Raw genomic sequence first — 24,945 nt, 5'->3', positions numbered from 1 at the left:
TTTAATTGCATAATACGTGCTTTACTTATGAAAAAATTCCTCTTCCTACTTCTTTTACCTACACTGATTTTATCGCAAACGGTGAAAGGTAGTTTCTCACCAGTTACTGATTATACTTATGCTTTTTTATACAACGCCACTCCAGATGGGGCCAACTATGTAGATCGTGGCAAACTCAATGCAGAAGGCTATTTTGAGATAGAGCTAGATAGTACGATAGCTCCTGGAATTTATAAAATTGTTTATGCCATTCCTCCTGAAGAAAACAATTTCGACTTTATATATGACGGTAAAACGTCTGTGGAATTTAAGTTTAATGCTGAATCTGGTGTGGAATTTACACAATCAGATGAGAATAAACTCTGGGATTCTTACTTAAAAAGTATGGAAATGGTAAACCAAACCATTAGCAATTATTACGCGCAAGGAAAAACTGACGAAAAAGGTTACACCTCTATATTCAAAGTGCTTGCAGATACCCAAAACGCCTATGAAGAATCTTCTAAGGGCATGTTGGTGTCGGCATTCATAGATGCTAATCGCCCGTATATTCCGCAATCTTATGAAGATATTCGCACTTACTCTAAGAATTTAAAGGAGCATTACCTGAGTGAAATAGATTTTAATAATTACTTTTTGCAGTGTTCGTCGTTTCTTGTTGACCGTGTAATGGCCTATGTTTTTGATATTGTTTTAGAGCCCACTAATGACACTTATAAATCTCATATTGACGATGTTTCTAATACCATTGGTGCAGAGGGCACGGAAATTAAAACATCTCTTTTATACCTGCTATGGCAACGCTTTGTAAACATAAATAATCATGAAGTAGCAAATTATATTACAGATACCTATTTGTTAAACTTAGCAAATGGTACTAATAACAAGGTGATAGCCGAGACTATAACCTCTTATAAAAACACCTCTATTGGAGCGTTTGCCCCTAATTTTGATATTGAAGTAACTACAAAAAATGGCTCTACCATAAAAAAACAGCTTTACGACTTAAGTGAATCGGACTATTACCTAGTGATTTTTTGGAGTAGCGAATGTGGTCATTGCCTAAAAGAACTCCCATTAGTAAAAGATTTAGTGACTAATTATACTAATATAAAAGTCGTAGCATTTGGATTAGAAAATGAAGCCTCAGGTTGGTCTGAAGAAATAAAAAACTATCCTGATTTTTTACATACCATTGGTTTAGGAAAATGGGAGAATACCATTGTAAAGACTTATGGCATTACAGCTACACCAACCTATTTTTTATTGGATAAAGAAAAGAAAATACTGTCTAAGCCTTATGACTTCAATGAGGTCGAAAACAGACTTAAGGATTTATAGTTTCAACCTTCGTTATAAAATAATTAGTCTCACCCTGCCAGGGCATAGCTTTGTATCTTTCTTTATAGCTTAATTTCACGCGTTTGCCTTCGGCATTTATTAAATCATTTAATACATCATCGTTTAAAACAGAAAACTGCCACAGATTACCTTCTAAACCATCATTTGCGTTGCCAGTTCTTAGTCCACCTAAATTAAGCTCGCCTTCATGGGTTTTAAACACAACCCCTTTTTCACTGAATTTAATAAGCTGCCCTGCTCGTGTACCCTCTGAATATGTCCATGAACACATCCATAGTATTAAAGCGCAAACCACTATTAAACCAAGGAGTATTTTTACAAAAAAAGACTTTACTTTAGATTTAAAACTTCGCTTTTGCTCTTCCATAGGTATATTAACTTAATTTAAAGTAAAGATAAAGAAAACGCTCAGCTAAGCAAGTGCTTAGACTGAGCGTTTTGAAACTAAATAACCAACCAAAATTTAGCTTCGTGCATTTTCCCTAGGGTTATCTATCTTAGGGGTTTTTTGCTTTCGTTTTTTGGGTTTACCATCTTCAATCGTCGTTTTACCTTCTGTATTCGTATTTCGTAAATATGGTATATAATTTCGTCCTACAAACTCATAAACTGTACCAGATACAGTATGGAACAGCGCTATCCGTGCATCATTAATAACGCTAAGTTCAAAGAATTCATTGTCAAAGAAATCATAATCTAGTGTTAATGTTTTTAAATAGAAATTACCAGCTACATTACCAACGCCATAAAGACCTGTGTAATCCCAAAAAATCATATTGGTATTATTAACATGTTCATCTTGAGAACTTCTAAATGTAGAGTCATTTCCTCTTGGCAAAAACTGTAGATAATTCTCATAGTCGAATTCATTTAACACACCATAATTACTTGTGTACACCTTTTCCCAAGCCTCATACTCTTGTAGGAAATAATGAATATTGTCATAGAAAATAAAATCATAATCAAAATTATTCCTTTGGTAACCTTTTAAAAAGTAAGAGGTGTCTGTAAAAGGATTATATAATTCTATGGTGTTGTTATTTATTTGATAGACATCGAAACTATCATAACCATCAACAATGTGGTAAGTGTCTAAAATCATATTATAAGCATCATAGTTTCCAATCTCTACTCCAAAACCATTGCCTTGGCTTCCAAATCCAACGAGGTTATTATTAGCGAATACGCGACCATTGTTAAAAGAAACAGTAAACGCTATTTGTAAAAATGGTACTTCCCCAAATCCTTGAGTTTGATTGATATCAACATACCACAACTCGTAAGAGCTAAGCAACTGGTTTAGCGACTGTGCTGGGTTGACATCGGTAATAACAACTTCTTCTCTATAGCAAGAAGTCAAGAGGGTTGTACTTAATACTAATCCTAAAAAAAATCTAATCGTCTTCATAATTCAAAAGTTTTAGGGTTTCTGTATAATGAAATTCAAAACCTGTGCCAAGATTTAAATCACCCATTGCAATAGAGAAATAACAAGACCTTTATTTTATGTATTTTTGAAAGACAAAAATTTTGTTTTTACAATGATAGAATCTGCAAAATATGCTGTTTTTGGTGCTGGTAGTTGGGCAACTGCTATTGTTAAAATGCTTTGTGAAAATTTAGATGAGGTCGGTTGGTATATGCGCAGTGTTTATACGAAAGAGCACATCCTTAAAGAGCAGCACAATCCTAGCTATTTAAGCTCAGTAGAATTTAACACAGAACAACTAAAACTAAGTAATGATATCAACGAAATTGCAGAGTGGGCAGATGTGTTATTTTTTGTTATTCCATCCGCATTTATGCATTCTGAATTAGAAAAGCTTAATGTGGACATTAAGGATAAAATAATTGTTTCGGCCGTAAAAGGCATAATCCCAGAGTCTGGTCTTTTGGTAGGCGAGCACTTTCACGATATTTATAATATTCCTTTTGAAAATATAGCCGTTATTGCTGGTCCTTGCCATGCAGAAGAAGTAGCTTTAGAACGCTTATCTTATCTCACAATTTCTTGTGCAGACCCTGTTAAAGCTCAGGCTATTGCTAACAGATTATCAAGTTCTTATATCAACACTAAAATAAGTGATGATATTATTGGAGTAGAGTATGCGGTGATGCTTAAAAATATATATGCTATAGCCGCAGGTATCGCTCATGGCTTAGGTTATGGCGATAATTTCCAAAGTGTGTTAATGAGTAATGCCATTAGAGAAATGAAACGTTTCATCAAAAAAGTCCATAAAATGAAACGCAATATCAATAACTCAGCTTATTTAGGCGATTTACTCGTAACAGGTTACTCTATCTTTTCAAGAAATCGCATGTTTGGTAATATGATTGGCAAAGGATATACCGTAAAATCTGCTATGATGGAGATGAATATGATTGCAGAAGGTTACTATGCAACCAAAAGCGCTTATCTCATTAATGAAAAGAATAACAGAAAAAGCCGTCTTCCTATAATAGAGGCTGTTTACGATATTTTATATCTCAACAAAGACCCAAAAAAAGTGTTTAATAAATTGACGGAAAAATTAGATTAAAGATTAGATACTATTTAACCAATATACCATTAGTATTCATAAGAGGAATTGGCTGAAAGGCTCTTGTGTTTATTGTGTTTTTTCTAAACACATACGTTTTATCAAACATTTGATTGCCCTGGAAAAAGCTTAGCTTAAAAGAGTTATTAAGTTCTAGTACATCCTCTTGCAAATATTCAATCTTAGCAAAACTTCTTGCTGGTAATTTGGCAATGGAATGCCGCATTGGAGGTGTCATTTTACTTTCGGAATATCCTTGAGAAAGAATAAGAACGGTATCTAATTCTTTATCGCTATTATTAATGATATAGGCATTCCAATCTTGGGTTTGGTATTCTAGATGTTTCTCCTGCACCACAGCAATGTAAACCTCCTTAACCTTTGGAATTGTAATGTCTTTCTTCAAAATTTAAAGTGCGCTTTTAAATTGCTCTAAGAAACGCACATCATTTTCGCTTAAGAGTCTTATATCACTAATTTGATGCAATAATAAAGCTATACGGTCAATACCCATCCCAAAAGCAAAACCAGAATATTCCTTGGAGTCAATACCACAGTTTTCTAGAACATTAGGGTCAACCATACCACAACCCATAATCTCTAGCCAACCTGTTCCTTTGGTCATTTTATAATCCGTTTCTGTTTCCAAACCCCAATACACATCAACCTCAGCGCTAGGTTCTGTAAATGGAAAGTACGAAGGACGAAGTCTAATTTTGGATTTACCAAACATCTCAGTTGTAAAGTATTGTAACGTTTGCTTTAAATCTGCAAAGCTAACATCCTTATCAATGTATAGCCCTTCTACTTGATGGAAGAAACAATGCGATCGCGCAGATATGGCTTCATTTCGGTAGACACGTCCAGGTGATATGGTTCTTATTGGAGGTTTATTATTTTCCATATAACGCACTTGCACCGAGCTAGTATGGGTACGCAATAAAATATCTGGATTGGTCTGAATGAAGAATGTATCCTGCATATCTCTGGCAGGGTGGTATTCTGGCAGGTTTAATGCTGTAAAGTTATGCCAGTCGTCTTCAATCTCTGGCCCTTCACTCACATTAAATCCTATACGAGAAAAGATATCTATTATTTGGTTCTTTACAATTGATATTGGGTGCCGTGCACCTAATGCAACGGGTTCTCCTGGCCGAGACAAGTCACCATAAATGCCTTTGTCTTCCTCTGCATTCTCAAGTGCTTCCTTTAAAGTATTAACTTTTTCTTCTGCTGTTTTCTTAAGCTGGTTGATGGTTTGCCCAAACTCCTTTTTTTGGTCATTGGGTACATTCTTAAACTCAGTAAAATATTGTTTAAGAAGACCTTTAGACCCTAAATATTTTATACGAAATACTTCTACCTCTTCCTTGGTTTGGGCAGTGAATACTTCGACTTCGGCAATTAGTTCTTTTAGTTTATCAATCATAATTACAAATGCTGATTTAGAGACCTTTTAAAAATGAAGGCAAATTTAAAAAATCTTAGTCGATATAGTCTAATTCAACAAAATAGTTGACAATAGCTTCCTTCATTAAAACACTCTGTTCTCCAGCTTTAAGAAAGGGTAATTGGGCTTTAACCTTGTAATGAGGCCATCCTTCGTCATCGACGAAATCAAATTCATAAAAACCATATGGTTCTAATACTTTGCATATGGCAATGTGCATTAAATCTAATTTCTGGTCTTTTTTAAACTGTCGGTGTAACTGACCCAATTCTTGAACACCAATTAAATAGATAATTGCATCTAAATCTAAAGTATCTCCATCTGCAAATTGATTGGATAGTTTTTCTACTACTAATTCCCATCGCTCCTTTAATTGAATATCCCTAGCCATAATTTTTACATCTATTGATGCGTTATAATAAGAAACAAATTTAATTTATATTTCCGCTTTATTACCTATTTTACCCTAATTAAACCTTATTTCAACAATGAGCATAATTGATATTGTTTTGGGATCACTCTTATTATTTGGTTTAATAAGAGGACTAATTAAAGGATTATTTGTGGAAGTAGCGTCTCTTCTAGCTTTAGTACTAGGTATATATGGAGCTATTCACTTTAGTTTTTTCGCTGCGGAGTTCCTTGGTGCTAGGGTAGACTGGGACGAAAAAATGCTGAATATTGTTGCTTTCGGAATTACTTTTGTCATCATAGTCTTGGCCATTAGCCTTGCAGGAAAAGCGCTTACTAAATTAGCAAATTTCGCGGCACTAGGATTACTAAACCGATTTTTGGGTGCTGCCTTTGGCGCATTAAAAATTGGCTTGATCCTTAGTGTTTTGCTTATGGTATTTGAAAAAATCAATTCTACTATACCTTATTTAGAGGACGAAGATACAGAGGAGAGTGTGCTTTACCACCCAGTTAAATCATTGGCACCTTTAATTTTTCCAACACTTATTAAAAGTGGTGAAGATGAACAAAAGGATTTATCTGAAAATAATTAATCTAAATCCAGGGTAAAAATCTCGTCGAGATGTGCTGCGCTATCCATTGACACTTTTAAATCTTTGATAACACCATCTTTTAGCTCATATACCCAGCCATGTATTTGCAGGCCTGTATCATCTTTCCATGCCTGTTGTACAATTGAGGTCTTGGCCAAATCATATACTTGAGCAATAACATTGAGTTCTACTAGTCTATCAAATCTTTTTTTGTCATCGTCAATTTTCTTCAGTTCGGTTTTATTGTCTTTATAAACCTCTTTAATATTTCTAACCCATTTGTTAATAAGCCCTATGGACTTATTCTGCATAGCGGCTTGAACACCTCCACATCCGTAATGGCCACAAACGATGATATGCTTAACCTTAAGATGATTTACCGCATAGTCGAGGACACTTAACATATTCATGTCTGTATGTACTACCATATTAGCAATATTACGATGTACAAAAAGTTCTCCAGGATGTGTTCCTGTAATTTCATTTGCCGGTACTCTACTATCCGCACAACCAATCCAAAGTACTGGTGGTTTCTGTCCCCTAGCCAAATTCTCAAAATAATTTTCGTCAGCGTCGGTCATTTCCTTGACCCACTCTTTATTATTGACAAGTAATTGTTTGTAATATGTATTTTTCATAAGCCTAGGGTTTTTAGTATTTATCCTCTACGTTTTTGTTTATCCATGCAATACAATCCTCAAAATTGTTAAATATTCTATCCTCACCAATAAAATCTGGGATAATATCAATGCGTTCCATCATATATCTTGGTTGAGCCAATAATTTTACAAAGAGCACATTTACATTCTTTTTTTTAAGGTCTAACAGCATATCTTCCATAGCATATAAACCCGATTGATCCATATATTGCATTCTTCCCAAACGCATTATTACTATTGAAGCTGTTTCAGGAATTTGAATTGTCAAGGCCTGAAAATCTGATGTAGAACCAAAAAAGAGTGGCCCATTAATATGTTTAATGAAAACTTCTTCTTTAAATCGTTGAGGAAAGTTTAGCTCATCTGCCCATATTGTTTCCTTAATTGACTTAACACTACTGCGTCTCGCGGTAATGTTCCCAATTTTTTTCATAAACATTAACGACGCAATTACAAGACCAATTCCTACTGCATATATTAAGTCCCAAAATGTTGAAAGGAGCAATACAATGAGCATGATGATTACTTCTGAGCTCAATTTTAAAGGGCCTAATTCAATATCTTTTGGTAAACTAGGTATGGCTTTTATGCCTTTATAGTCCATTACATTTATCCCTACCACAACTAATATTCCGGCAAGAACAGCAGCTGGAATTTTTGAAGCTATTGGTGCCAATGCCATCATAATAATTAGCAAAACTAAACCTGCAATCATCCCTGATAATTTAGTTTTTCCTCCTGCATTAATATTTACTACTGTTCTGATCGTGGCTCCTGCTCCTGGAATTCCACCGAAAATAGCAGCAATACTATTTCCAATACCCTGACCCATTAATTCTCTATTCGGTTTGTGTTTTGTTTTGGTCATATTATCAGCTACAACACTTGTGAGCAAGGAATCTATTGCTCCTAAAATAGCAAGCGTTAATGCGGTAAAAATGTATGGAGTAATAGTTCCAATACTAATATTGCTAAAAATCTCCATATTAGGTATGGGTATACCTGAAGGAATTTCCTCTATGGTCCTGTAATCTAAATTAAATACAACTGCAACGGTAGAAACCAATACCAAAGCAACAAGGGAACTTGGTACTTTAGTTGTTATTTTCTTAAATCCAAAAACAATAAAAATTGTGCTTATAGCCAATGCTAATTCTAACCAATTGATATTTTTAATTGCTCTTGGCAATACCCTCAGCGCTCCGATAGTCCCAGACGCACTTTTTGCAGCTAAAGATTGTGACTCCTTAAGAATGATTTCTGCTGTTATTTCGTCGGCTCTATCAATAGTCTCCTGAAAATCTTCTATAACTAAAATTCCCTCACCAGCCTCCTCCTTAAGAATATTTTCTAAAATAACTTCTTCTGCCTGCGGTTTAAATCGTTCCACAAAACCTAAATCTTCTTTGGGATAATACCCCAAAGCTGGTAAAATTTGTGTTATAATAATGATTAATCCAATTGCGGTCATAAATCCAGAAACAACAGGATAAGGAATATATCTAATGTATTCACCAAGCTTTAGAACACCCAATGCTACTTGGATTAAACCGGTAAGTAAAAACACCAATAAAATCGAGGGCAAGGCTTTTTCAACATCACCTTCATTGGCAGCTACTATTCCGGCAACAACAATCATGCTTACAGCTGTCATTGGTGCAGTTGGACCTGATATTTGAGTATTTGTTCCTCCGAACAATGCAGCAAAAAAACTGATAAAAATAGCTCCATAAAGTCCAGCACTTGGACCAAGCCCAGATGACACCCCAAAGGCTAGTGCTAGTGGAAGCGCCACGATACCAGCAGTGAGCCCACCAAAGGCGTCACCCCTAATGTTGCTAAAGAAATTTTTCATAGGTTAATGCTTAGACGCATAAAATATACAGACTTTTTTTGAGTCTGATATCAATAAGCAACAATGAAATAGAATTTACTTTAAAGTTTTTATGTCCTGAGAAGGAATCCAACCTAGGGTTTTATCTGAAAGTTCAATCTTGTACCAGTCTTCATAAGATTCCAATACTTGAACTTTGGTACCTTCATGCAATCTAAAGAGCTCCTCGCTGGTTTTATTCGGGTCCGATTTTACACGACTTTCTTGCGCAAATACAATTGCAGGGTTATCCTTTTTATCCAAGTCGTCTTTCTGAAACGCCATAATTATTGAAAAAAAGGAAAGAAATAATCCAACTACGCTGATTACAAAGGCAATTCGTTTTTTAGTTGTAGCCCTAGCAAAACGATAGAGTAAAAAGATAATAACAAACATAAACACACCTGTGATAGCAATTTTAGACCAAGTGTCTGCTGAATAAAGGTTAACTATATTCTTAATTATTCTCGAAAAACCAACCTCTGGGACCTTATCAATTGCATCGATTGTCATATTTTGAGCAAAAGCGAGGTTATTTTTAATTTCCTTATCGTTTGGATTGAGAAGTAATGCTTTTTCAAAATAAAAGATGCTAGGTGCAATATTATTTAGTTTGTAATGAGCATTCCCAAGATTAAAATACAACTCGGATGATTGCACTCCAGAATCTAAAATGGATTGGTACTTATCTATGGCTTCAGCATATTTTGCATCATTATACAGCGCATTAGCTTCATCAAAGCGTTGTTGATTGTTCTGCCCAACCACTATTGTAGTTAATAAACACCAAAATATTACTACGTATTTCTGCATCTATCTCAATTGTTTATCTATTAATGAAATGGTCTTTGCTGCCTTATCATAGTCATTTTGCATGGTGACTTGAGTAAATGGTGTATATCGTGCTAATTCGCAGTTTTCTAAAATAGAAATGAAATCAGCTATAGGCAGTTCTTCAACATTCTTATCCAACAATAAACTTCTTATTTTTTCCTTATTAAAGTCACTAGTTTCAATATTTAATTTGGCCTTAAGGTAATTATGTAGTGCTTTTTCTAAAGCTATGTAAAACGCTTCTTTGTTGCCTAAGTCTTTTTTGGCCTTACTAAGGTATTTTCTTGCCAACCTATCAGCCTTTCTAATTCGGTTACCTATTATGTCATTGTCTAATTTTTCCTTTCTCCTTCTTAAGAAAATTGCAATTGGTATACACATAAAGGGTAAAAGCAAAAGCGACCAAAATAAATTGGACTTAAAAAATGCAATAGTGGACATCCCCTCAAAAGTAGTTGAGGTTTTAATAAAAGCGAAGGTATTTCCAGAGGTTCTAACAGATTGTTTTACACTTGGGCTAGTTTCTTCAATAGTTGAATTTAAAGAAGCTGTTGGGCCCTCTAAAACATCTATAACAATTTCGTCAGAAGATAGTCTTTTGTAACGTTCTGAATTTAAATCGAAATAAGAAAAGGATACTGATGGAACAGGATATTTACCTTTATACTGTGGTACTATAGTATAGGTATCTGATATACTACCTTGCATTCCGTTGAGGTTAGTTCTTACGCTCTCTTCATGCTCTGGCTCATATACCTCTAAAGAACTTGGTGTGGTTAATTTGGGAAGTTCAAATAATTTAAGATTTCCTTTACCGCTAACTTCGACTTTAGCCTGTAAAGATTCTGTAGCATTTAACTCTGTTTTAGAAGTTGTTACGCTCAAAGTAAAGTCTCCAACCGCACCCTTAAAGTCTGCAGGTTTTCCTTGTTCTGGCAGTGGCTTTACATTAATTGTCCTACTGCCTGCAGTTACCGTTTGTGGTACTTTTGTCATTAAAGCTCTACCAAAAATATCTGTTCTATTTGTAGGGACTTCAACAGTGATGTCTAATACGAGAGGTTCTATACTTAACTTTCCGGATTTTTGAGGATATAACACCGTTTTTCTGAGTACAACGTATCTGTAATCTTCTCCCTTATACTTTCCGTTTTGAATGTTTAACCCCTTTATCTCAATATTCTGACTCCAAAAATCGTTGTACCTCGGATTATCTTTTTCTCGCCAATTGCTAACACCTGTCTCTGGAGACACATAAAGCTTATAAACAACAGTTATCGCTTCGTTTAAATATGGGTTTGTTTTTGAGACCTCAGCAACTAAATGGATTTTTTCAGCCGCAATATCTGAGGCATCTGGAGGACTATTAGGTTTATCTACAGCGGCCGTAACCGTAATGGTAACCGGAAATGTTTTATAAATTTCTCCTTCAATTTCAATCTTAGCCTGTTTGATGGTAAAAGTGCCACGTTTTTGTGGTGACAGAAAATAGGTATACGTTTTCTTGTATGAACGCTTACCGTTAAACCACGAATTACTAACAGAAGTACTTGGCCCACCAACAACATCAAACCCTTCGAAATTTGGAGGTATAAAATTGTCTCCATCTTTATTCATCTCAAAGTCTATACGAAGCCTTTCGTTTACCCCAAGCTTGGATTTACTCACCTTAGCCTCAAATTTTACTTGGGCAGACAAACTCATGCTTGCTATCGCAATAATGATAAATGTGATAAATCTTCTAATACTCATAGGTTCTTTAGGATTTCTCTGGCTATTATCAAAATTCAAATCGATTTTTACCAATCCTTTTCTGTTTTTACCTTCGCTCCTTTTTGTTTTTCAGCATTCATTTTGGCCTGCACTTTTTGCTCTTGGTTTTGCATGGCTTCTAAGATATTTTTAATCTGTTGCGGAGACATTTGTCCAGGCTTTGGTTTAGGTTTTTGTTGGTCTTTCTTCTTATCGTCTTCTCCCTGCCCATTATCTTGTTTGTCCTCCTTGGGCTTTCCGTTTTCATCTTCTTCTTCATCACCCTTTTTTTGATCTTTATCGCCTTGGTCGTTCTTGTCTTGGTTTTCCTTATTCTCGTCTTCTTTTTTTTCTTGGTCTTTTTTATCTTGTTCTTCTTCTTTGTTTTCGTCCTCTTTGTTATCCTCACCTCCACCATCTTCTTGCTGATTAGCGCACTCCTTGGCTAAAGCATAATTATATCGCGTCTCCTCGTCATTAGGATTATTCCGCAATGCATTTTTGTACGCTTCGAGAGCTTGTTTACAATTTTTATTTTCCATTAAGAAATTTCCAATATTGTGATAGGCTCTGTGCTTTTCTTCTTTTGTCTTTGCATTTTTAGCAGCTTCTTCTCCTCTAAAAAGTGCCTCCTCAACATTTCCTTTTTTATATAAACCGTGGGCTAAATTATAAGACCCGGTAGCTTTGTCTGGAGCTTTAGAAATAGCTTTTCTGTACTCCATTTCTGCTTCTGTAAAATTTTCTTCTTGAAGAAGTTCGTTGCCCTTATAGACTAATGCTTCAGCCTTTTTTAATGTCTTTGCATCCTCAGTGGTAGAATTCTGAGCACTACTCAAAAATCCTAAAAGTGTTACAACAAGAAATACAATTTGTTTCATTTTACTTTGTTCTTTTCTTTATCTAAAGTTAGCAAAGCCATTTAATTATAGAGTTAAAGAATTTCTAAATAACTCCTAATGCTTAGTTTAAATAGATGCTTCGTTAAATAAATTGAGCTTTCGGAGCCACTCTGTTTTACGCTCTAATAAAAATATATCTATAAAGAAAAATACTAAAGCGAATCCTAAAAACCACTGAAATTGATCTTTATAGTCTGCGATTTGCTTTGACTCAAATTCTTTCTTGTCCATTTTCTCCAAAATTTCTTTTATAGTATCAACTACCTCGCTAGTATTTCTTCCATTAATATATTCACCGTCGGTTTCTTGAGCAATTTCGCGAAGTGTATTCTCATCTAGTCTGGTGATTACGGTTTCTCCGTTAGAATCCTTTTTATAATTTAAAACAACACCATTTCTTTTAATTGGAATTGGGCCTCCCTTTACATCACCAACGCCTATGGTTAAAATCCTAATACCTTCTTCATTGGCTTCCTCTGCTATATCAACTGTTTCACCTTCGTGGTCTTCTCCATCAGAAATTATGATTAAAATTCTATTGGTCTGCTCCTCATCATCGTAATATGTTTTTGCCAATTGTATAGCTTCTCTTATAGCCGTACCCTGAGAAGAAAGCATGTCTGTATTCATATTTTGAAGAAACATCTTGGCCGACGCATAATCGGTAGTAATTGGCAGTTGTGGAAATGCCTTACCTGCATATGCTATGATACCAACACGATCGCTAGCTAAACTATTTATAATCTGGGTTACAAGTTGTTTGGATTTTTCTAGTCTGTTAGGTGCAATGTCTTCTGCAAGCATACTTTTAGATACATCTACTGCAAATACTATATCTACACCTTGACTTCTTACCGTTTCTAGTTTTGTTCCAATTTTAGGGTTTACCAAGGCTAGTGATAAGCAGCCAAAACCAGCGCATAATACTAAGATTTTTAACACGCTTTTAAATAGAGATTGATTAGGGCTTAATTTTTCTAAAAGTCGTCGTTCTGCAAATTTCTTTTGGGCAGCTCGTCTCCATAATTGCAACCACAAAAAGAGCAGGATTACTGCTGGAATAAGCAATAATGTCCAAAACCATATTTTTTCATCTATTCTAAACAAAGCTTCTAAATATTGTATGTCTTAATAAGGTTTCAATTAGCAATAATAGACCTGCTAATAAAACCAATGGTCTGTATTTTTCTTCGTAATTATAGTACTTCCTCTCTTCTATTTCCGTTTTTTCTAGCTTATTGATTTCGTTGTAAATCTCAGCCAATTTTTGATTATTAGTTGCCCTAAAATAGCGACCTCCTGTTGCTTCGGCAATTTCCTTGAGCAAGTCTTCATCAATTTCAACTTGTTGACGGCCGTATCTAAAGGTACCATCGGGATTAATGGATACTGGAGATAAAGCCATTCCGTTTGTCCCTAAACCAATGGTATAGGTTTTTATACCATATTCTACCGCTAATTCACTAGCGATTTTTGGATCTATAAATCCTGAGTTATTTACACCATCGGTTAATAATATAATTACTTTACTCTTAGCCCTACTATCTTTCAAGCGATTTACCGAAGTAGCCAATCCCATGCCTATTGCGGTACCACCTTCTATGATGGTGTTATACCTTATATCCCTTAAGGACCTTAAAACAAGAGTCTTATCTGATGTTATAGGTGTTTTGGTATAAGCTTCACCTGCATATTCTACAAGACCAATTCTATCATTAGGCCTACCATTAATAAAATCTGCGGCCACTTCTTTAAGGGCCTCTAAACGATTAGGCCTTAAGTCTTTAGCTAGCATACTGGCAGAGACATCTATGGCCATAACAATATCAATTCCTCTCGTGGTTTTGGTCCGAGTGGATACGTCTACCGTCCTAGGCCTTGCGATAGCGGTAATTAACAATGCCAAAGCCAGTAATCGCAACATAAACAATGCATGTCTTAGCGTTGACCATGTCGCTGAAGAGGCTTTAAAACCTCTAATACTAGACACTTTTAACTCTGCGGTTTGTCTTTGATGCTTAAATACATACCAGATAATGGCTATTGGTAAAACTAAAAACAACCAGAACAATTCTTTATTTAAAAACTCTATATTCTCAAACATTAGTCATCCTCTTCTTTTGCAAGTTCATCTGGTATCAATTCTATAGAATCTACGACGCGTTGAATAATATCGTTTGCATACTCATCATCTGTGGGCCAAACTAAGGCTATCTGTTGCACTACATTCTCCGTTGTAAAACTATAAATGGCGTATTCCCCTGATTTAAAAATCTCCGAGCTTTCTGTTGGAAATTCTGCAGTACCATACGTTTTTAGACCTTCTGCACCATTGGGTGTAGTATATTTCTCTGTTTTGGTTAGAATATTCCTAACTCCTAATGCTTCCCATTTTTTCAGATTGGCTTCTACTATAGCTGACATATTGATAGCTTTTTGCTTATCAGCAGTTTCTGCCTGAGTTTTTAAGACTTGCGAGGTTCCTGTGCGTATGTAGAGATTATCTTTAAAGCTACCATAAAAAAACATAGTTGTTTTCATGTTTTCATTAAGCTGAGCCGCTTCAGATGAATCCATACGCTTCAGCACTTCTGGAGTTTCTATCCAAATAGGAGGAAACCCATAAGCACTCTTTACCCATTCGCCTTCTAATAAAGATTTACTTTCGTTACCAATAATGGTATCATTTACATATCCAAATCCATATTTAACTCCAAAACCTACGTAGGTTAATAGTATTAAACTCAAGGCCATTATTACAGAAAGGGTAATCTTTCTTCTTTTCTTTTTCCGTTCCTGTTCTTGCTTATAAGCTAAATCCAGTAATTTTTCTTCTTCAGTTGGCTCTGGAAGGCAGTCCTTAATATGTTCGATTTCCTTTGCAATTGTAGCCTTATCCATTTCGGCTAATGCTATGTCTGGTGCCGATTTAGCGAACTTCACTAAATCTGCACGTTTTAAAATTGAGCCAATATTTGAAATAGTTTCCTTTGTAAACGGAAATTGATTACCGTCTTTCAGTAATTGCAATCGTGTTATTAACTCATCGGTCGTACTCTCTAAAGCATGATCGTAAACTTTTTCGTCTAGATATTTTCTTATAATAAAGGTCAACTCTGAATAATAATCCTTTAGCTTTAGAGACCTTAAAAAGCCTTTCTCGTCCAATTTATCAATAGCTAATTTTGCTCTATCATAAGGAGGCAGCGATGCTATTTCTTCCTCTTCGGTTAAGGGCTTTTTACGCCAAATAAACCAATAAATGATAAAGGCAATAATTCCGAGTACGAGAAAAATTAGTAATAACCACTTCCACCAATTTCCGCTTGATTTGTCTACCTCTATAATTGGTTTTATATCGTAAAGCTTTTGTTTAGTGGTATCTACTTCAATAGCATTTACCCTTATCCTTAGAGAATCCGTAAAAAGTGTGTTGTCACCTACTAAAATCTTTTGAGTGGGTATAGTGTAGTATCCAGAATCAAACTGAGTCAATTTATAAATTCTACTAAAAATAATGTTAGACTCTTTTCGTAATGAATCTACTTCGGTAGCTTCTACGGCCTCTAAGGGTAAAAAGGTTTGTCCCTCCGGAAAAATAACTAGTGCCGAAGAATCTGCTTCTACCTCAATTTTAAATTTAATTTGTTCACCAATGCGTATAGTAGTGGTGTCTACTTCTGACCGAACCTGGCCCTGTAGCGATAATGAAATAAGGAACAATAGACAGCCCAAAACAAAGGTGATGTTTTTGTTTTGGATTTTAGCAATAGTAATGTTAGAAAACATACTTATCATATTATCTGTAACTCCTTATTAACGTCTTTTAAAATATCCCAATAATTTTTTTACGTAGCTCTCATCTACTCTACAACTAATAGAGCCAGAGCCAGACTTTGTAAAACTATCATTAAAATAGCGAACCTTTTCTGTATAGAATTTACCATAGTTTAACCTCACTTTTTTTGAGGCCGTATTTACTAACATCGATTGACCTGTTTCTTCGTCTTCCATTTGCACCATGCCAATGTTTGGAATACTTTCTTCGTGCCTATCGTAAATCCTTATACCAGTTATATCATGTCTTCCTGCTGCTATTTTGAGAGTATTCTTGTAGTCATCTGCAATGAAATCTGACAATACAAAAACAATAGCTTTTTTCTTCATCACACTGGACAAAAATCTCAAGGCTTCTGCAATATTGGTGTTTTTACTTTTAGGCTTAAATTCTAATAGCTCCCGAATGATTCTTAGCACATGTGAGCGTCCCTTTTTAGGCGGGATATAAAGCTCTATTTCATCGGAAAATAAAATCAGTCCGATTTTATCATTATTCTGTGTTGCTGAAAAAGCTAGTGTTGCTGCAATTTCAGTTACAATTTCGTCTTTGAATTGGTTTTTTGTACCAAAAAATTTACTCCCAGAAACATCAGCCATTAACATCATCGTTAACTCGCGTTCTTCTTCAAAAACCTTTACAAAAGGTTCATTGTAGCGCGCCGTGACATTCCAGTCGATATTTCTAACATCATCACCAAACTGATACTGTCGTACTTCAGAAAATGTCATACCACGCCCTTTGAAGGTAGAATGGTACTCACCTCCAAAAATATGATCAGACAAACGCCTTGTCTTAATCTCTATTTTACGTACTTTTTTAAGAAGTTCCTTAGTATCCATTTTTCAGTTTCCAGTTTCGCAATCTTCGATTATAAGTAACGGGTAATCTGTAAGGTTTTGTTTTGTATGCTCTGATTACCGATATACTGTAAACTCATTTATGGCACTTCGATTTCATTTACAATTTTGTTAATGATATCTTCTGAAGTTACATTCTCTGCTTCTGCTTCATAGGTTATTCCAATTCTGTGTCGCAATACATCGTGCACAACGGCGCGGACATCCTCGGGTATCACATAACCACGTCTTTTGATAAAAGCATAACACTTAGCTGCTGTTGCCAAATTTATACTTCCCCTTGGAGATGCACCAAAAGATATTAAAGGTTTTAAGTCTCCTAACCTATAATTTTCAGGGTAACGTGTTGCAAAAACGATATCAAGAATATATTTTTCAATTTTTTCATCCATATAAACGTCACGTACAGCTTCTTGTGCGCTCAATATCTGTTTTGTAGAAATTATGGGATTAATCTTGTCGTAACTTCCTTTTAAATTTGCTCTTACAATTAATTGTTCTTCGTCTATTTTAGGATAGTCTATAACTGTTTTGAGCATAAATCTATCGACTTGTGCTTCGGGTAGTGGATATGTACCTTCTTGTTCAACAGGATTTTGGGTTGCCATTACCAAAAAAGGTTTTTCCAAAATAAAGGTTTCATCGCCAATAGTAACCTGCTTTTCTTGCATTGCTTCTAAAAGTGCTGATTGCACTTTAGCAGGAGCACGATTAATCTCGTCAGCAAGAACAAAATTTGCGAAGATTGGTCCTTTCTTAATAGAGAAATCATTCTCTTTCATATTGTAAATTAGTGTCCCTACAACATCTGCAGGCAAAAGGTCTGGAGTAAACTGTATTCTGCTGAAACTTGCATCAATAGCCTTAGACAAAGAATTAATAGCTAGTGTCTTAGCCAATCCCGGAACACCTTCTAGCAAAATATGGCCTTGACCTAAAAGCCCTATAAGTAAACGCTCTACCATATGTTTCTGGCCTACGATTACCTTATTCATTTCAAAAATTAATAGGTCTATAAAGGCACTTTCCTTTTCAATCTTTTCATTAATGGCCTTTATGTCAATTGTGCTTGTATCTTCCATTATAATAACGTTTTATAGCAGTTTATTTTGTACTATAATTATTGAAGATGCAAAGTGTTAAATTATTTCGGGAGTTGCTGTTAATGATTGGTTAAAAAAAGTGTACTTTTTTTTAATACAAATATCCTCTTAACATCTTTAAATTCGGGCTATTCGAACAAAATGGTCTCAAGGATTGTTGTATCTCCAGCAGTTACTGTCACATTATCAATAACAATTGGCTCAAATGTAGAATTTACATCTGGAGTTATCGTAAGAGTGTAAACACCTTCTGATAAACCAGCAATCTGAAAGTTCCCTTGATCATTAGTAAATGTTGTAGCAGAAGTATTTTCATTGGCGGCCTCAATTTCAGCTGCTAGACCAACTGGTAAAATTACACCTTCAATATTCCCAGAATTTATTTCTAAGTTGGCCCTTAAAACTGGTTTCAAAATTATATTTCCGGAATTTCCTGCTACAACAATAGATTCATCCACATCAAAGTCAAGAATAAAATTGTAATCAAATCCTGGTAGGATTGGCTCATTTACCATGACCTTAAGACCAGATTGTTGTGCGCTAGGTGTTGTTAGTGGTCTAGCTTCAGATTCTCCTGACAAAACAATTGAATTGGAATCACCCAAAACCAATCGGATTTGTTGAATAATTCCTGTTTCAATGATTTCGTTCTCGACTAGAGGCAAATTAACTCCGCCAGTAAGTTCTAACAAGTCATAAATACCTGGTTCAATAATTCCTATAGACAACCAACCATTGTTATCATCTGCACTATCACTTTCATATTTAATCAATACATCAATAACTTCAACAAAAACGTTTTCATAATCTCCTGGATTATCTACGAGTTTTATTGATAGACTTGCTCCCTCCTCAATAGGAGTATTTAAAGCAGAATTGTTTGAATCATCGCAAGCAGATATAAGGACTACAATAGTTAAGCTCAGGACTAGTTTGTATAATTTCATAATAATATCTTTTATTGTATTCTTCCTAATATACGGCTAAATTGTATAATTAGATTTTTTTCACTTTAGTGAAAAAACCTCTCAATAGTTATGTGTAAAAATAAGACTAAAGGTCTGTTGGTTCTATTATAATTGTTATATAATGATACTTTTTTACTTATGATTTTGCCTATTTTTATAAAAAATAGCTATTAACCAATAAAATTTTCTTTTGTGAGATATTCTCAGGTAATCGCTGGAACTATGACTTGGGGCCAATGGGGCAAGTCCCTCTCCACTAAAGCAATGTGTGAGCTTATAGAACAATGTGCCCAAAACAATATCACTACGTTTGATCATGCCGATATTTATGGTGGCTATACCACAGAAAGCGAATTTGGCAAGGCCTTTCTCCGAACTGGTATTAAACGGGAAGATATTCAGTTGATTTCAAAATGTGGCATTCAATATTTAAGTGAGAATCGCAACAATAAAGTTAAGCATTATGACTACAACAAAGACTATATTATTTGGTCTGCAGAAGAATCGTTGAAGCATCTTAATACTGAATATATCGATTTGCTTTTGCTACACAGACCGAGTCCTTTAATGAACCCAGAGGATATAGCTGAAGCTATTACCATTTTAAAAAAACAAGGGAAAATAAAATCTTTTGGCGTATCTAATTTTACACCCTCTCAAATGGAATTAATTGGTCTACGCATGGATGTTGATGTTAACCAAATAGAGTTCTCTTTAACTCAGCATTCTGCCATGCTCAATGGTACATTAGACTACATGAAAACTAATGGTATCAAACCAATGGCTTGGTCGCCTCTTGGTACGGTTTTTAAAGATGATAATGAAAAAAGTAGACGAATTCATAAACAACTAGGTGCATTATTAGAGAAGTATAATGCTACGGAAGACCAGTTATTATTGGCTTGGATTATGAAGCATCCCGCTGGGATTCTTCCCGTAGTTGGAACAACAAATACTAAAAGATTAAAACAGGCCATAGACGCTTCAAAAATAGACTTAGAACTAGAAGATTGGTTCCTCATTTTGGTTGCTTGTCAAGGCCACAAAGTCCCATAAAATAAAATTCTATGAATAAGATAGCTTTAATAACAGGAGCAACAAGTGGTATTGGGCGCGCCACCGCGCACGAATTTTCTAAACACGGCATTAAATTAGTGTTATGTGGACGTCGTCAACAACTTTTAGAGAGTTTAGAAAAAGCTCTATCGCGGGACACAGATGTATATACACTTAACTTTGATGTTAGAGATAGAGAAAAAGTATTAGAAGCTATTGCTTCTTTACCAAAAGAGTTCAGAAACGTCGATATCTTAATAAATAATGCTGGGAATGCTCATGGCCTTGACCCTATTGAGACTGGAAGTCTAGACGATTGGGACGCTATGATGGATATTAATGTAAAAGGCCTCCTATATGTAAGTAAGGCTATTATTCCTGGAATGACTGAGCGTAAATCTGGACACATTATAAACATCGGTTCTTCTGCTGGCAAGGAAGTGTACCCTAAAGGGAATGTGTATTGCGCAAGCAAACATGCAGTTTTAGCGATAACAGAAGGCATGCGAATCGATTTAAATCCATATGGAATAAAAGTAAGTGCTATTAATCCTGGACTAGTTGAAACGGAATTCTCAAAAGTAAGGTTTAAAGGTGGAAAGCAAGCCGACTCCGTTTACTCGGGCTACAAAGCTTTGCAAGCAGAAGATATTGCTGATATTATCTATTTTACTGTGTCTAGACCTGCCCACGTAAATCTTGCAGACGTTTTGGTTTTTCCGACGGCACAAGCTAATTCTGTTACTGTTAAAAAGACTTAACACCCTTTGATTTGATCAATAAACGGCTTCTCATAAAAAACCTATTGGCTCACAATGATGAGAACAGTTTCTACGACAAAAAACGTAAAATAGATATCACCTATAAGGAAGGCAAAGCCAAATTTTTAAAGCATGTTTGCGCACTCTCTAACAGCAATCCAAAGAACAACTCTTACATTGTCATTGGTGTACAAGATGAGGATAATAAAATTATTGGTGTAGATTTTTTTGATGATAGCAAAATTCAAAATCTCATTAATGCCTACCTTACCAATCCTCCAATAGTACAATATGAAAATATTCCATTTCCCCATTTATCAGATGATAAGGTTGTAGGACTTGTTACCATTAGACCTATTAACGAAATTACATCTCTTAAAAAAAACATATGGAAATACTACGGTGGGGCAGTCTTTTTTAGAGAGGGGAGCATTAGTATGCCAAAGGTCTTTGATTTGGCTATTAAGGATGTTAATTCAAGACTAGTTTCAGCTATTGAAAACCATGCAAAGAATAATATAGAATTGACGTTAGATGGTGTTTTCGATTTTATGAACAAACGCAAAGATTACAGTCCTCAATATCATGTATTTAAAGAATATTTTGTGCTTTGTTGGTCTGGAAGTAAAAAACAAGTTAAGGAAGAAACCTTCTTTTCGCGTGTTGACATAGAGCTTATAAACGAACAGGTACGCTTGTTTTATTCTGCGCTAGACGAAGTAGCAATTAGCTTTAACGACAGGTCATTTAAAATAGTGGAGTACGTGAGGTTAGGTCTTCAACAGTCCTTTAGATATTTTAAACTTGAAGAAACCGTTATAACCTTTGAGGATAACGCCAATTATTCCATAGATGCCAAATTAATATTTGATCCGCCTCAATTTGACAGAAAATTGCTTCATCATATTTATAATACCAATAATTCCTTACTCGAAAAACTTAAAAAGAATATTCGTCTTGCGCCTCATGAAAATTCAGATCTACAAAATTTAGCCGCTAGCTACCTCATCTGTTATTTAAATGGTTTTGATGAAGCACTCCCCAAACTAGAATATGCGAAGCCTTATTTAAAAAAATATAACAACACTATATATAAATCATATAAGGATACTATGAGAATTCTGCGTAAAGTAAAGTATAGCTAACACACTGGTCTTCATGTTATTTAACCTTAATTTTCTGCATATCATCGGACAGAAATTAAACATATTGCATTTTATACATTTTTTTTTGCTATTCATCATAAAATTTCAACTTAACGAATTAAAATGTGCACTTTTGTAAGGCTATTAATCAATTATATAACCTTGTTTCACAGGAGAGCTGTAGAGCTTGCTGGAGCAAGGTTTTTTGTATTATAAAAAGCTTAAGGGTCTGTGTTCTGATTTAATTATTCCTGCTGTTGAAACACCCATCCATTTAGAAATAATCGTAGCATAAATAGCTCTAAAATCTATCTCGTACTTTAAATCACCATTATTATCTAAATCTGTTAAACTAACCAACGGATTATACAATCCTGCTTTTTTTAATTTCTGGCCTATTACAAAAACATTATTTGCAGTTCCGTGATCAGTACCATTTGCAGCGTTTTGCCTAACACGTCTTCCAAATTCTGAAAAAGTTAAAATCAAGGTATCATTAAAAGTTCCGTTACGTTTTAAATCTTTAACAAAAGCCGCAATACTTTCTGAATATTGGGATAATAAGCGTCCTTGCTGATTTTGCTGATTGGCGTGGGTATCAAATCCGCCAAAAGAAGTGTAAAATACTTTTGTGTCCAATCCTGAGTTGATAAAATTAGCCACAGTTCGTAATTGCCTTGCAAGTATATTTTGAGGGTAAGTTTCTTGCGATAATTTAACCTTAGTATTTTGATAGATATAATTTGCTGAAGACTTAGCTTCAATCATAGTCTGGTACAAATATCCTAGATTGTGCTCATTGAGATGATGGTCTGTGTAATGGTTTAGGACCTTTTTAAAGTATGGATCCTTTGCAGTTCTATATAAAACTCTGTAATCAGTAGTGGCAATACCATTAAAATGTTCACCCTTCATGGCAAGACTCAAATGTTCGTCTGTCTCAATGGCATTATAAGGTTTATTTCCATACTTATCTAAATACCTTCCCAGCCATCCACTTTGAAGATATTCACTCGAGCTACTCCCAGTCTGCCAAATATCCATAGATCTAAAATGTGACCTTACCGGATTAGGATACCCTACGTTATTGATAATAGCTAATTCGCCATTATCAAACAATGGTTTCAATGGTTTTAAACTTGGATGAAAACCTAATTGGTCATCTATTTTAATAATGTCTTTCTTAACTGCCAATCTTGGTCTTAAGTTATAATAAATATCATTATTGTAGGGAATAATAGTGTTAAGCCCGTCATTACCACCAGCAAGTTGTACAATTACCAGGCGTTTATAGCCAAGACGTTCTGGTGAGACAGATTCCAAAGCCTTTATAAATTGTGGCACCATAATCAGGCTACTTGCCAATGCTGAATTTTTTAAAAATTGTCGTCTTTCCATGGCTTAACACATTTGGTACTCGGGCAAGGACATTAATTGTATACAATAATCTCGTTTAGATTTTTTACTCAATGTCTGCAAATAATCTATTGTTCCTTCATTTATAGCACCTTGAATTAGTAACTCAGATAAATTCTCTGTTTTTACGGCATTATAGCTAGACATAAAAGACTCCCAATAAGGCACTGTCTTAAAAGGCAATTTGTTCTTTACGCGCTTATAAAACTGTTCTCTAAAACTATCATTGAAATCACCTTGTTCCTTCAAAGAAATTATAGCATTATTGAGCAATAAGGAAGGTAATTTTAGGCGTACCATAATGGTATTGGCATCAATCCACGCTTTATCGCCTTTCCAACCTGCAACATTTGGTGGATCTAATAAGGTTTGCCCTAAAATTCTTTGAATTTTTAAAAGATCTTTCGGTTCTTCAAATTTTAACGGTACGGTTTGTGCCATTCCAACTAGTAGAGCTATTGGCGATTTAATCTTACTGCCAATATTCTGAGTTTCGTAAAACCAGTCTGACGTAAACACAAAATGCATTAGTTTTTCAATATTGTAATCTTTATAAAAAACTTCAGTCATTGCATCCACGTGGCTTTGATTGATTTTAGAGTTAACAAAATAGGTGTAGATTTTTACACAAACGAATCTGGCACATTGTTTTTGTTGTAGAATAATATCAATGATATCATCTCCATCATAACGTCCCGTACTTCCTAAAAAAAACTTATAACCATTATCATGACGAGCAGGTCTTAAGATAAACTCTCCTTGAAAATTGTGACTATATCCCGTAAAGGCTCTCGCGCATTCCTTAATATCCTTTTCTGTATAATTACCCTCCCCTAAGGTAAAAAGCTCCAATAATTCCCTGGCAAAATTCTCATTGGGTTTTTGCTTTCGGTTTTGATTGCTGTTAAGATATTTTAGCATTGCGGCCTCCTTAGATATGGCTCTTACAAAGTCTCCAAAATTTCCAAGAGCATGCGCCCTAAGTGTATTGTTATAGTTTTGAACGTGATAAATATTGCGGTCCTTACACACAAAGTGGTTTGCCCAAAATAAGGTCATGCGCTCACGCAGTGAACCTGGCGAATCCATGAGTCGTTCAATCCAACTGGTGTTGAGTTTAAGAATATATTGCATGCTTTTCTGTATGAACTCATTCCGCTTTTGTTTATTATTTACAAAATCAGACGGTTGATAATGATCCAATTCTGATGTGTCAATTGACAAAGGGCTAATATCAGAAGCATTAGCAAATAAATCATGAACTACTTGCGCCCTATCCATTCCTCTATGTTCATCTAAAAGACGCGGACTAATACCAAAGGCTGCTCTCCAATATAAATGCTGTATATCTTTAGACTCCATATTCTTTAGACCTTAATTTAAGCTAAGGGTTTAAACTACACTACCAAAAACAGT

24 protein-coding genes are annotated in these 24,945 nt (G+C 35.0%); 6 read left to right on the top strand and 18 right to left on the bottom strand.

What is annotated here, in order from left to right; genetic code table 11:
* The first annotated feature begins 27 nt into the window (after positions 1-27).
* Entirely contained in the window at positions 28-1,341 is a 1,314-nt protein-coding gene (locus J4050_RS01625; RefSeq protein WP_208152190.1) for a TlpA family protein disulfide reductase, read from the top strand.
* On the opposite strand, the gene J4050_RS01620 is transcribed toward J4050_RS01625, so the two are convergent.
* Together J4050_RS01620 and J4050_RS01615 are read right to left on the bottom strand one after the other, a co-directional pair.
* Positions 1,328-1,633 carry a DUF8785 domain-containing protein gene (locus tag J4050_RS01620; protein WP_498370596.1) on the bottom strand — a complete coding sequence of 102 codons (306 nt, stop codon included), beginning with the start codon at positions 1,631-1,633 and terminating at the stop codon, positions 1,328-1,330. The two genes, J4050_RS01625 and J4050_RS01620, sit on opposite strands and share 14 nt — an antisense overlap.
* 192 nt (positions 1,634-1,825) lie before the next feature.
* Entirely contained in the window at positions 1,826-2,770 is a 945-nt protein-coding gene (locus J4050_RS01615) for a nicotinic acid mononucleotide adenyltransferase (RefSeq protein WP_208152188.1), read from the bottom strand.
* Between the two features lie 133 nt (positions 2,771-2,903).
* Here J4050_RS01615 and J4050_RS01610 point away from each other — a divergent pair, with 133 nt between their 5' ends.
* On the top strand, positions 2,904-3,905 hold the full coding sequence (locus J4050_RS01610) for an NAD(P)H-dependent glycerol-3-phosphate dehydrogenase (RefSeq protein WP_208152187.1): 1,002 nt from the start codon (positions 2,904-2,906) through the stop codon (positions 3,903-3,905).
* A gap of 10 nt (positions 3,906-3,915) precedes the next feature.
* On the opposite strand, the gene J4050_RS01605 is transcribed toward J4050_RS01610, so the two are convergent.
* From J4050_RS01605 to J4050_RS01595, 3 genes are read right to left on the bottom strand one after another with little or no spacing between them, the layout of a single operon-like run.
* Positions 3,916-4,311, bottom strand: a complete 396-nt coding sequence (locus J4050_RS01605; RefSeq protein ID WP_208152186.1) for a hypothetical protein — start codon at positions 4,309-4,311, stop codon at positions 3,916-3,918.
* Positions 4,312-4,314: 3 nt separating this feature from the next.
* The gene (gene pheS, locus J4050_RS01600) at positions 4,315-5,334 is read right to left on the bottom strand and encodes a phenylalanine--tRNA ligase subunit alpha (RefSeq protein WP_208152185.1); all 1,020 of its coding nucleotides are present in this window, start codon (positions 5,332-5,334) and stop codon (positions 4,315-4,317) included.
* Positions 5,335-5,389: 55 nt separating this feature from the next.
* On the bottom strand, positions 5,390-5,746 hold the full coding sequence (locus J4050_RS01595; RefSeq protein ID WP_208152184.1) for a hypothetical protein: 357 nt from the start codon (positions 5,744-5,746) through the stop codon (positions 5,390-5,392).
* A gap of 97 nt (positions 5,747-5,843) precedes the next feature.
* On the opposite strand from J4050_RS01595, the gene J4050_RS01590 reads away from it, so the two are divergent.
* The gene (locus J4050_RS01590) at positions 5,844-6,362 is read left to right on the top strand and encodes a CvpA family protein (RefSeq protein WP_208152183.1); all 519 of its coding nucleotides are present in this window, start codon (positions 5,844-5,846) and stop codon (positions 6,360-6,362) included.
* Here J4050_RS01590 and can read toward each other — a convergent pair.
* The 11 genes from can to J4050_RS01535 all read right to left on the bottom strand — a co-directional run bounded on the left by can (position 6,359) and on the right by J4050_RS01535 (position 19,130).
* A complete protein-coding gene (can, locus tag J4050_RS01585) occupies positions 6,359-7,000 on the bottom strand; it encodes a carbonate dehydratase (protein WP_208152182.1) in 642 nt (213 codons plus the stop codon). The genes J4050_RS01590 and can overlap by 4 nt on opposite strands.
* Positions 7,001-7,013: 13 nt before the next feature.
* Positions 7,014-8,876: a SulP family inorganic anion transporter gene (locus J4050_RS01580; RefSeq protein WP_208152181.1), complete on the bottom strand. Its 1,863-nt coding sequence runs from the start codon at positions 8,874-8,876 to the stop codon at positions 7,014-7,016.
* Between the two features lie 75 nt (positions 8,877-8,951).
* Positions 8,952-9,707, bottom strand: coding sequence for a tetratricopeptide repeat protein (locus J4050_RS01575; RefSeq protein ID WP_208152180.1), 756 nt, complete (start codon positions 9,705-9,707; stop codon positions 8,952-8,954).
* Positions 9,708-11,480 (bottom strand): BatD family protein, encoded by a 1,773-nt coding sequence (locus J4050_RS01570; RefSeq protein ID WP_208152348.1) that lies wholly within the window; start codon positions 11,478-11,480, stop codon positions 9,708-9,710. It abuts the gene before it with no gap.
* 47 nt (positions 11,481-11,527) lie between these two features.
* Positions 11,528-12,361, bottom strand: coding sequence for a tetratricopeptide repeat protein (locus J4050_RS01565; RefSeq protein WP_208152179.1), 834 nt, complete (start codon positions 12,359-12,361; stop codon positions 11,528-11,530).
* 87 nt (positions 12,362-12,448) lie between these two features.
* Positions 12,449-13,489, bottom strand: coding sequence for a vWA domain-containing protein (locus tag J4050_RS01560; protein WP_208152178.1), 1,041 nt, complete (start codon positions 13,487-13,489; stop codon positions 12,449-12,451).
* Positions 13,482-14,486 carry a vWA domain-containing protein gene (locus J4050_RS01555; RefSeq protein WP_208152177.1) on the bottom strand — a complete coding sequence of 335 codons (1,005 nt, stop codon included), beginning with the start codon at positions 14,484-14,486 and terminating at the stop codon, positions 13,482-13,484. The genes J4050_RS01560 and J4050_RS01555 overlap by 8 nt, the downstream gene beginning before the upstream one ends.
* Positions 14,486-16,180, bottom strand: coding sequence for a hypothetical protein (locus J4050_RS01550; protein WP_438874709.1), 1,695 nt, complete (start codon positions 16,178-16,180; stop codon positions 14,486-14,488). Before J4050_RS01550 ends, J4050_RS01555 begins: the two co-directional genes overlap by 1 nt.
* 18 nt (positions 16,181-16,198) lie before the next feature.
* Positions 16,199-17,062: a DUF58 domain-containing protein gene (locus J4050_RS01545; RefSeq protein ID WP_208152176.1), complete on the bottom strand. Its 864-nt coding sequence runs from the start codon at positions 17,060-17,062 to the stop codon at positions 16,199-16,201.
* A gap of 98 nt (positions 17,063-17,160) precedes the next feature.
* On the bottom strand, positions 17,161-18,162 hold the full coding sequence (locus J4050_RS01540) for an AAA family ATPase (RefSeq protein ID WP_208152175.1): 1,002 nt from the start codon (positions 18,160-18,162) through the stop codon (positions 17,161-17,163).
* Between the two features lie 149 nt (positions 18,163-18,311).
* Positions 18,312-19,130 (bottom strand): DUF4382 domain-containing protein, encoded by an 819-nt coding sequence (locus J4050_RS01535; RefSeq protein WP_208152174.1) that lies wholly within the window; start codon positions 19,128-19,130, stop codon positions 18,312-18,314.
* 213 nt (positions 19,131-19,343) lie between these two features.
* On the opposite strand from J4050_RS01535, the gene J4050_RS01530 reads away from it, so the two are divergent.
* From J4050_RS01530 to J4050_RS01520, 3 genes are read left to right on the top strand one after another with little or no spacing between them, the layout of a single operon-like run.
* Positions 19,344-20,207 carry an aldo/keto reductase gene (locus J4050_RS01530; RefSeq protein WP_347879097.1) on the top strand — a complete coding sequence of 288 codons (864 nt, stop codon included), beginning with the start codon at positions 19,344-19,346 and terminating at the stop codon, positions 20,205-20,207.
* 11 nt (positions 20,208-20,218) lie between these two features.
* Positions 20,219-20,968: an SDR family NAD(P)-dependent oxidoreductase gene (locus tag J4050_RS01525; RefSeq protein ID WP_208152173.1), complete on the top strand. Its 750-nt coding sequence runs from the start codon at positions 20,219-20,221 to the stop codon at positions 20,966-20,968.
* Positions 20,969-20,979: 11 nt separating this feature from the next.
* Positions 20,980-22,113, top strand: coding sequence for an ATP-binding protein (locus J4050_RS01520; protein ID WP_208152172.1), 1,134 nt, complete (start codon positions 20,980-20,982; stop codon positions 22,111-22,113).
* 210 nt (positions 22,114-22,323) lie between these two features.
* On the opposite strand, the gene J4050_RS01515 is transcribed toward J4050_RS01520, so the two are convergent.
* Together J4050_RS01515 and J4050_RS01510 are read right to left on the bottom strand one after the other, a co-directional pair.
* Positions 22,324-23,511, bottom strand: coding sequence for a DUF1501 domain-containing protein (locus J4050_RS01515; RefSeq protein WP_208152171.1), 1,188 nt, complete (start codon positions 23,509-23,511; stop codon positions 22,324-22,326).
* Between the two features lie 3 nt (positions 23,512-23,514).
* On the bottom strand, positions 23,515-24,891 hold the full coding sequence (locus J4050_RS01510; protein ID WP_208152170.1) for a DUF1800 domain-containing protein: 1,377 nt from the start codon (positions 24,889-24,891) through the stop codon (positions 23,515-23,517).
* Positions 24,892-24,945 lie beyond the last annotated feature (54 nt).

The organism is Winogradskyella pelagia, assembly GCF_017581965.1.
GTDB lineage: Bacteria > Bacteroidota > Bacteroidia > Flavobacteriales > Flavobacteriaceae > Winogradskyella > Winogradskyella pelagia.
This window is presented reverse-complemented; position numbering and strand designations above follow the sequence as displayed.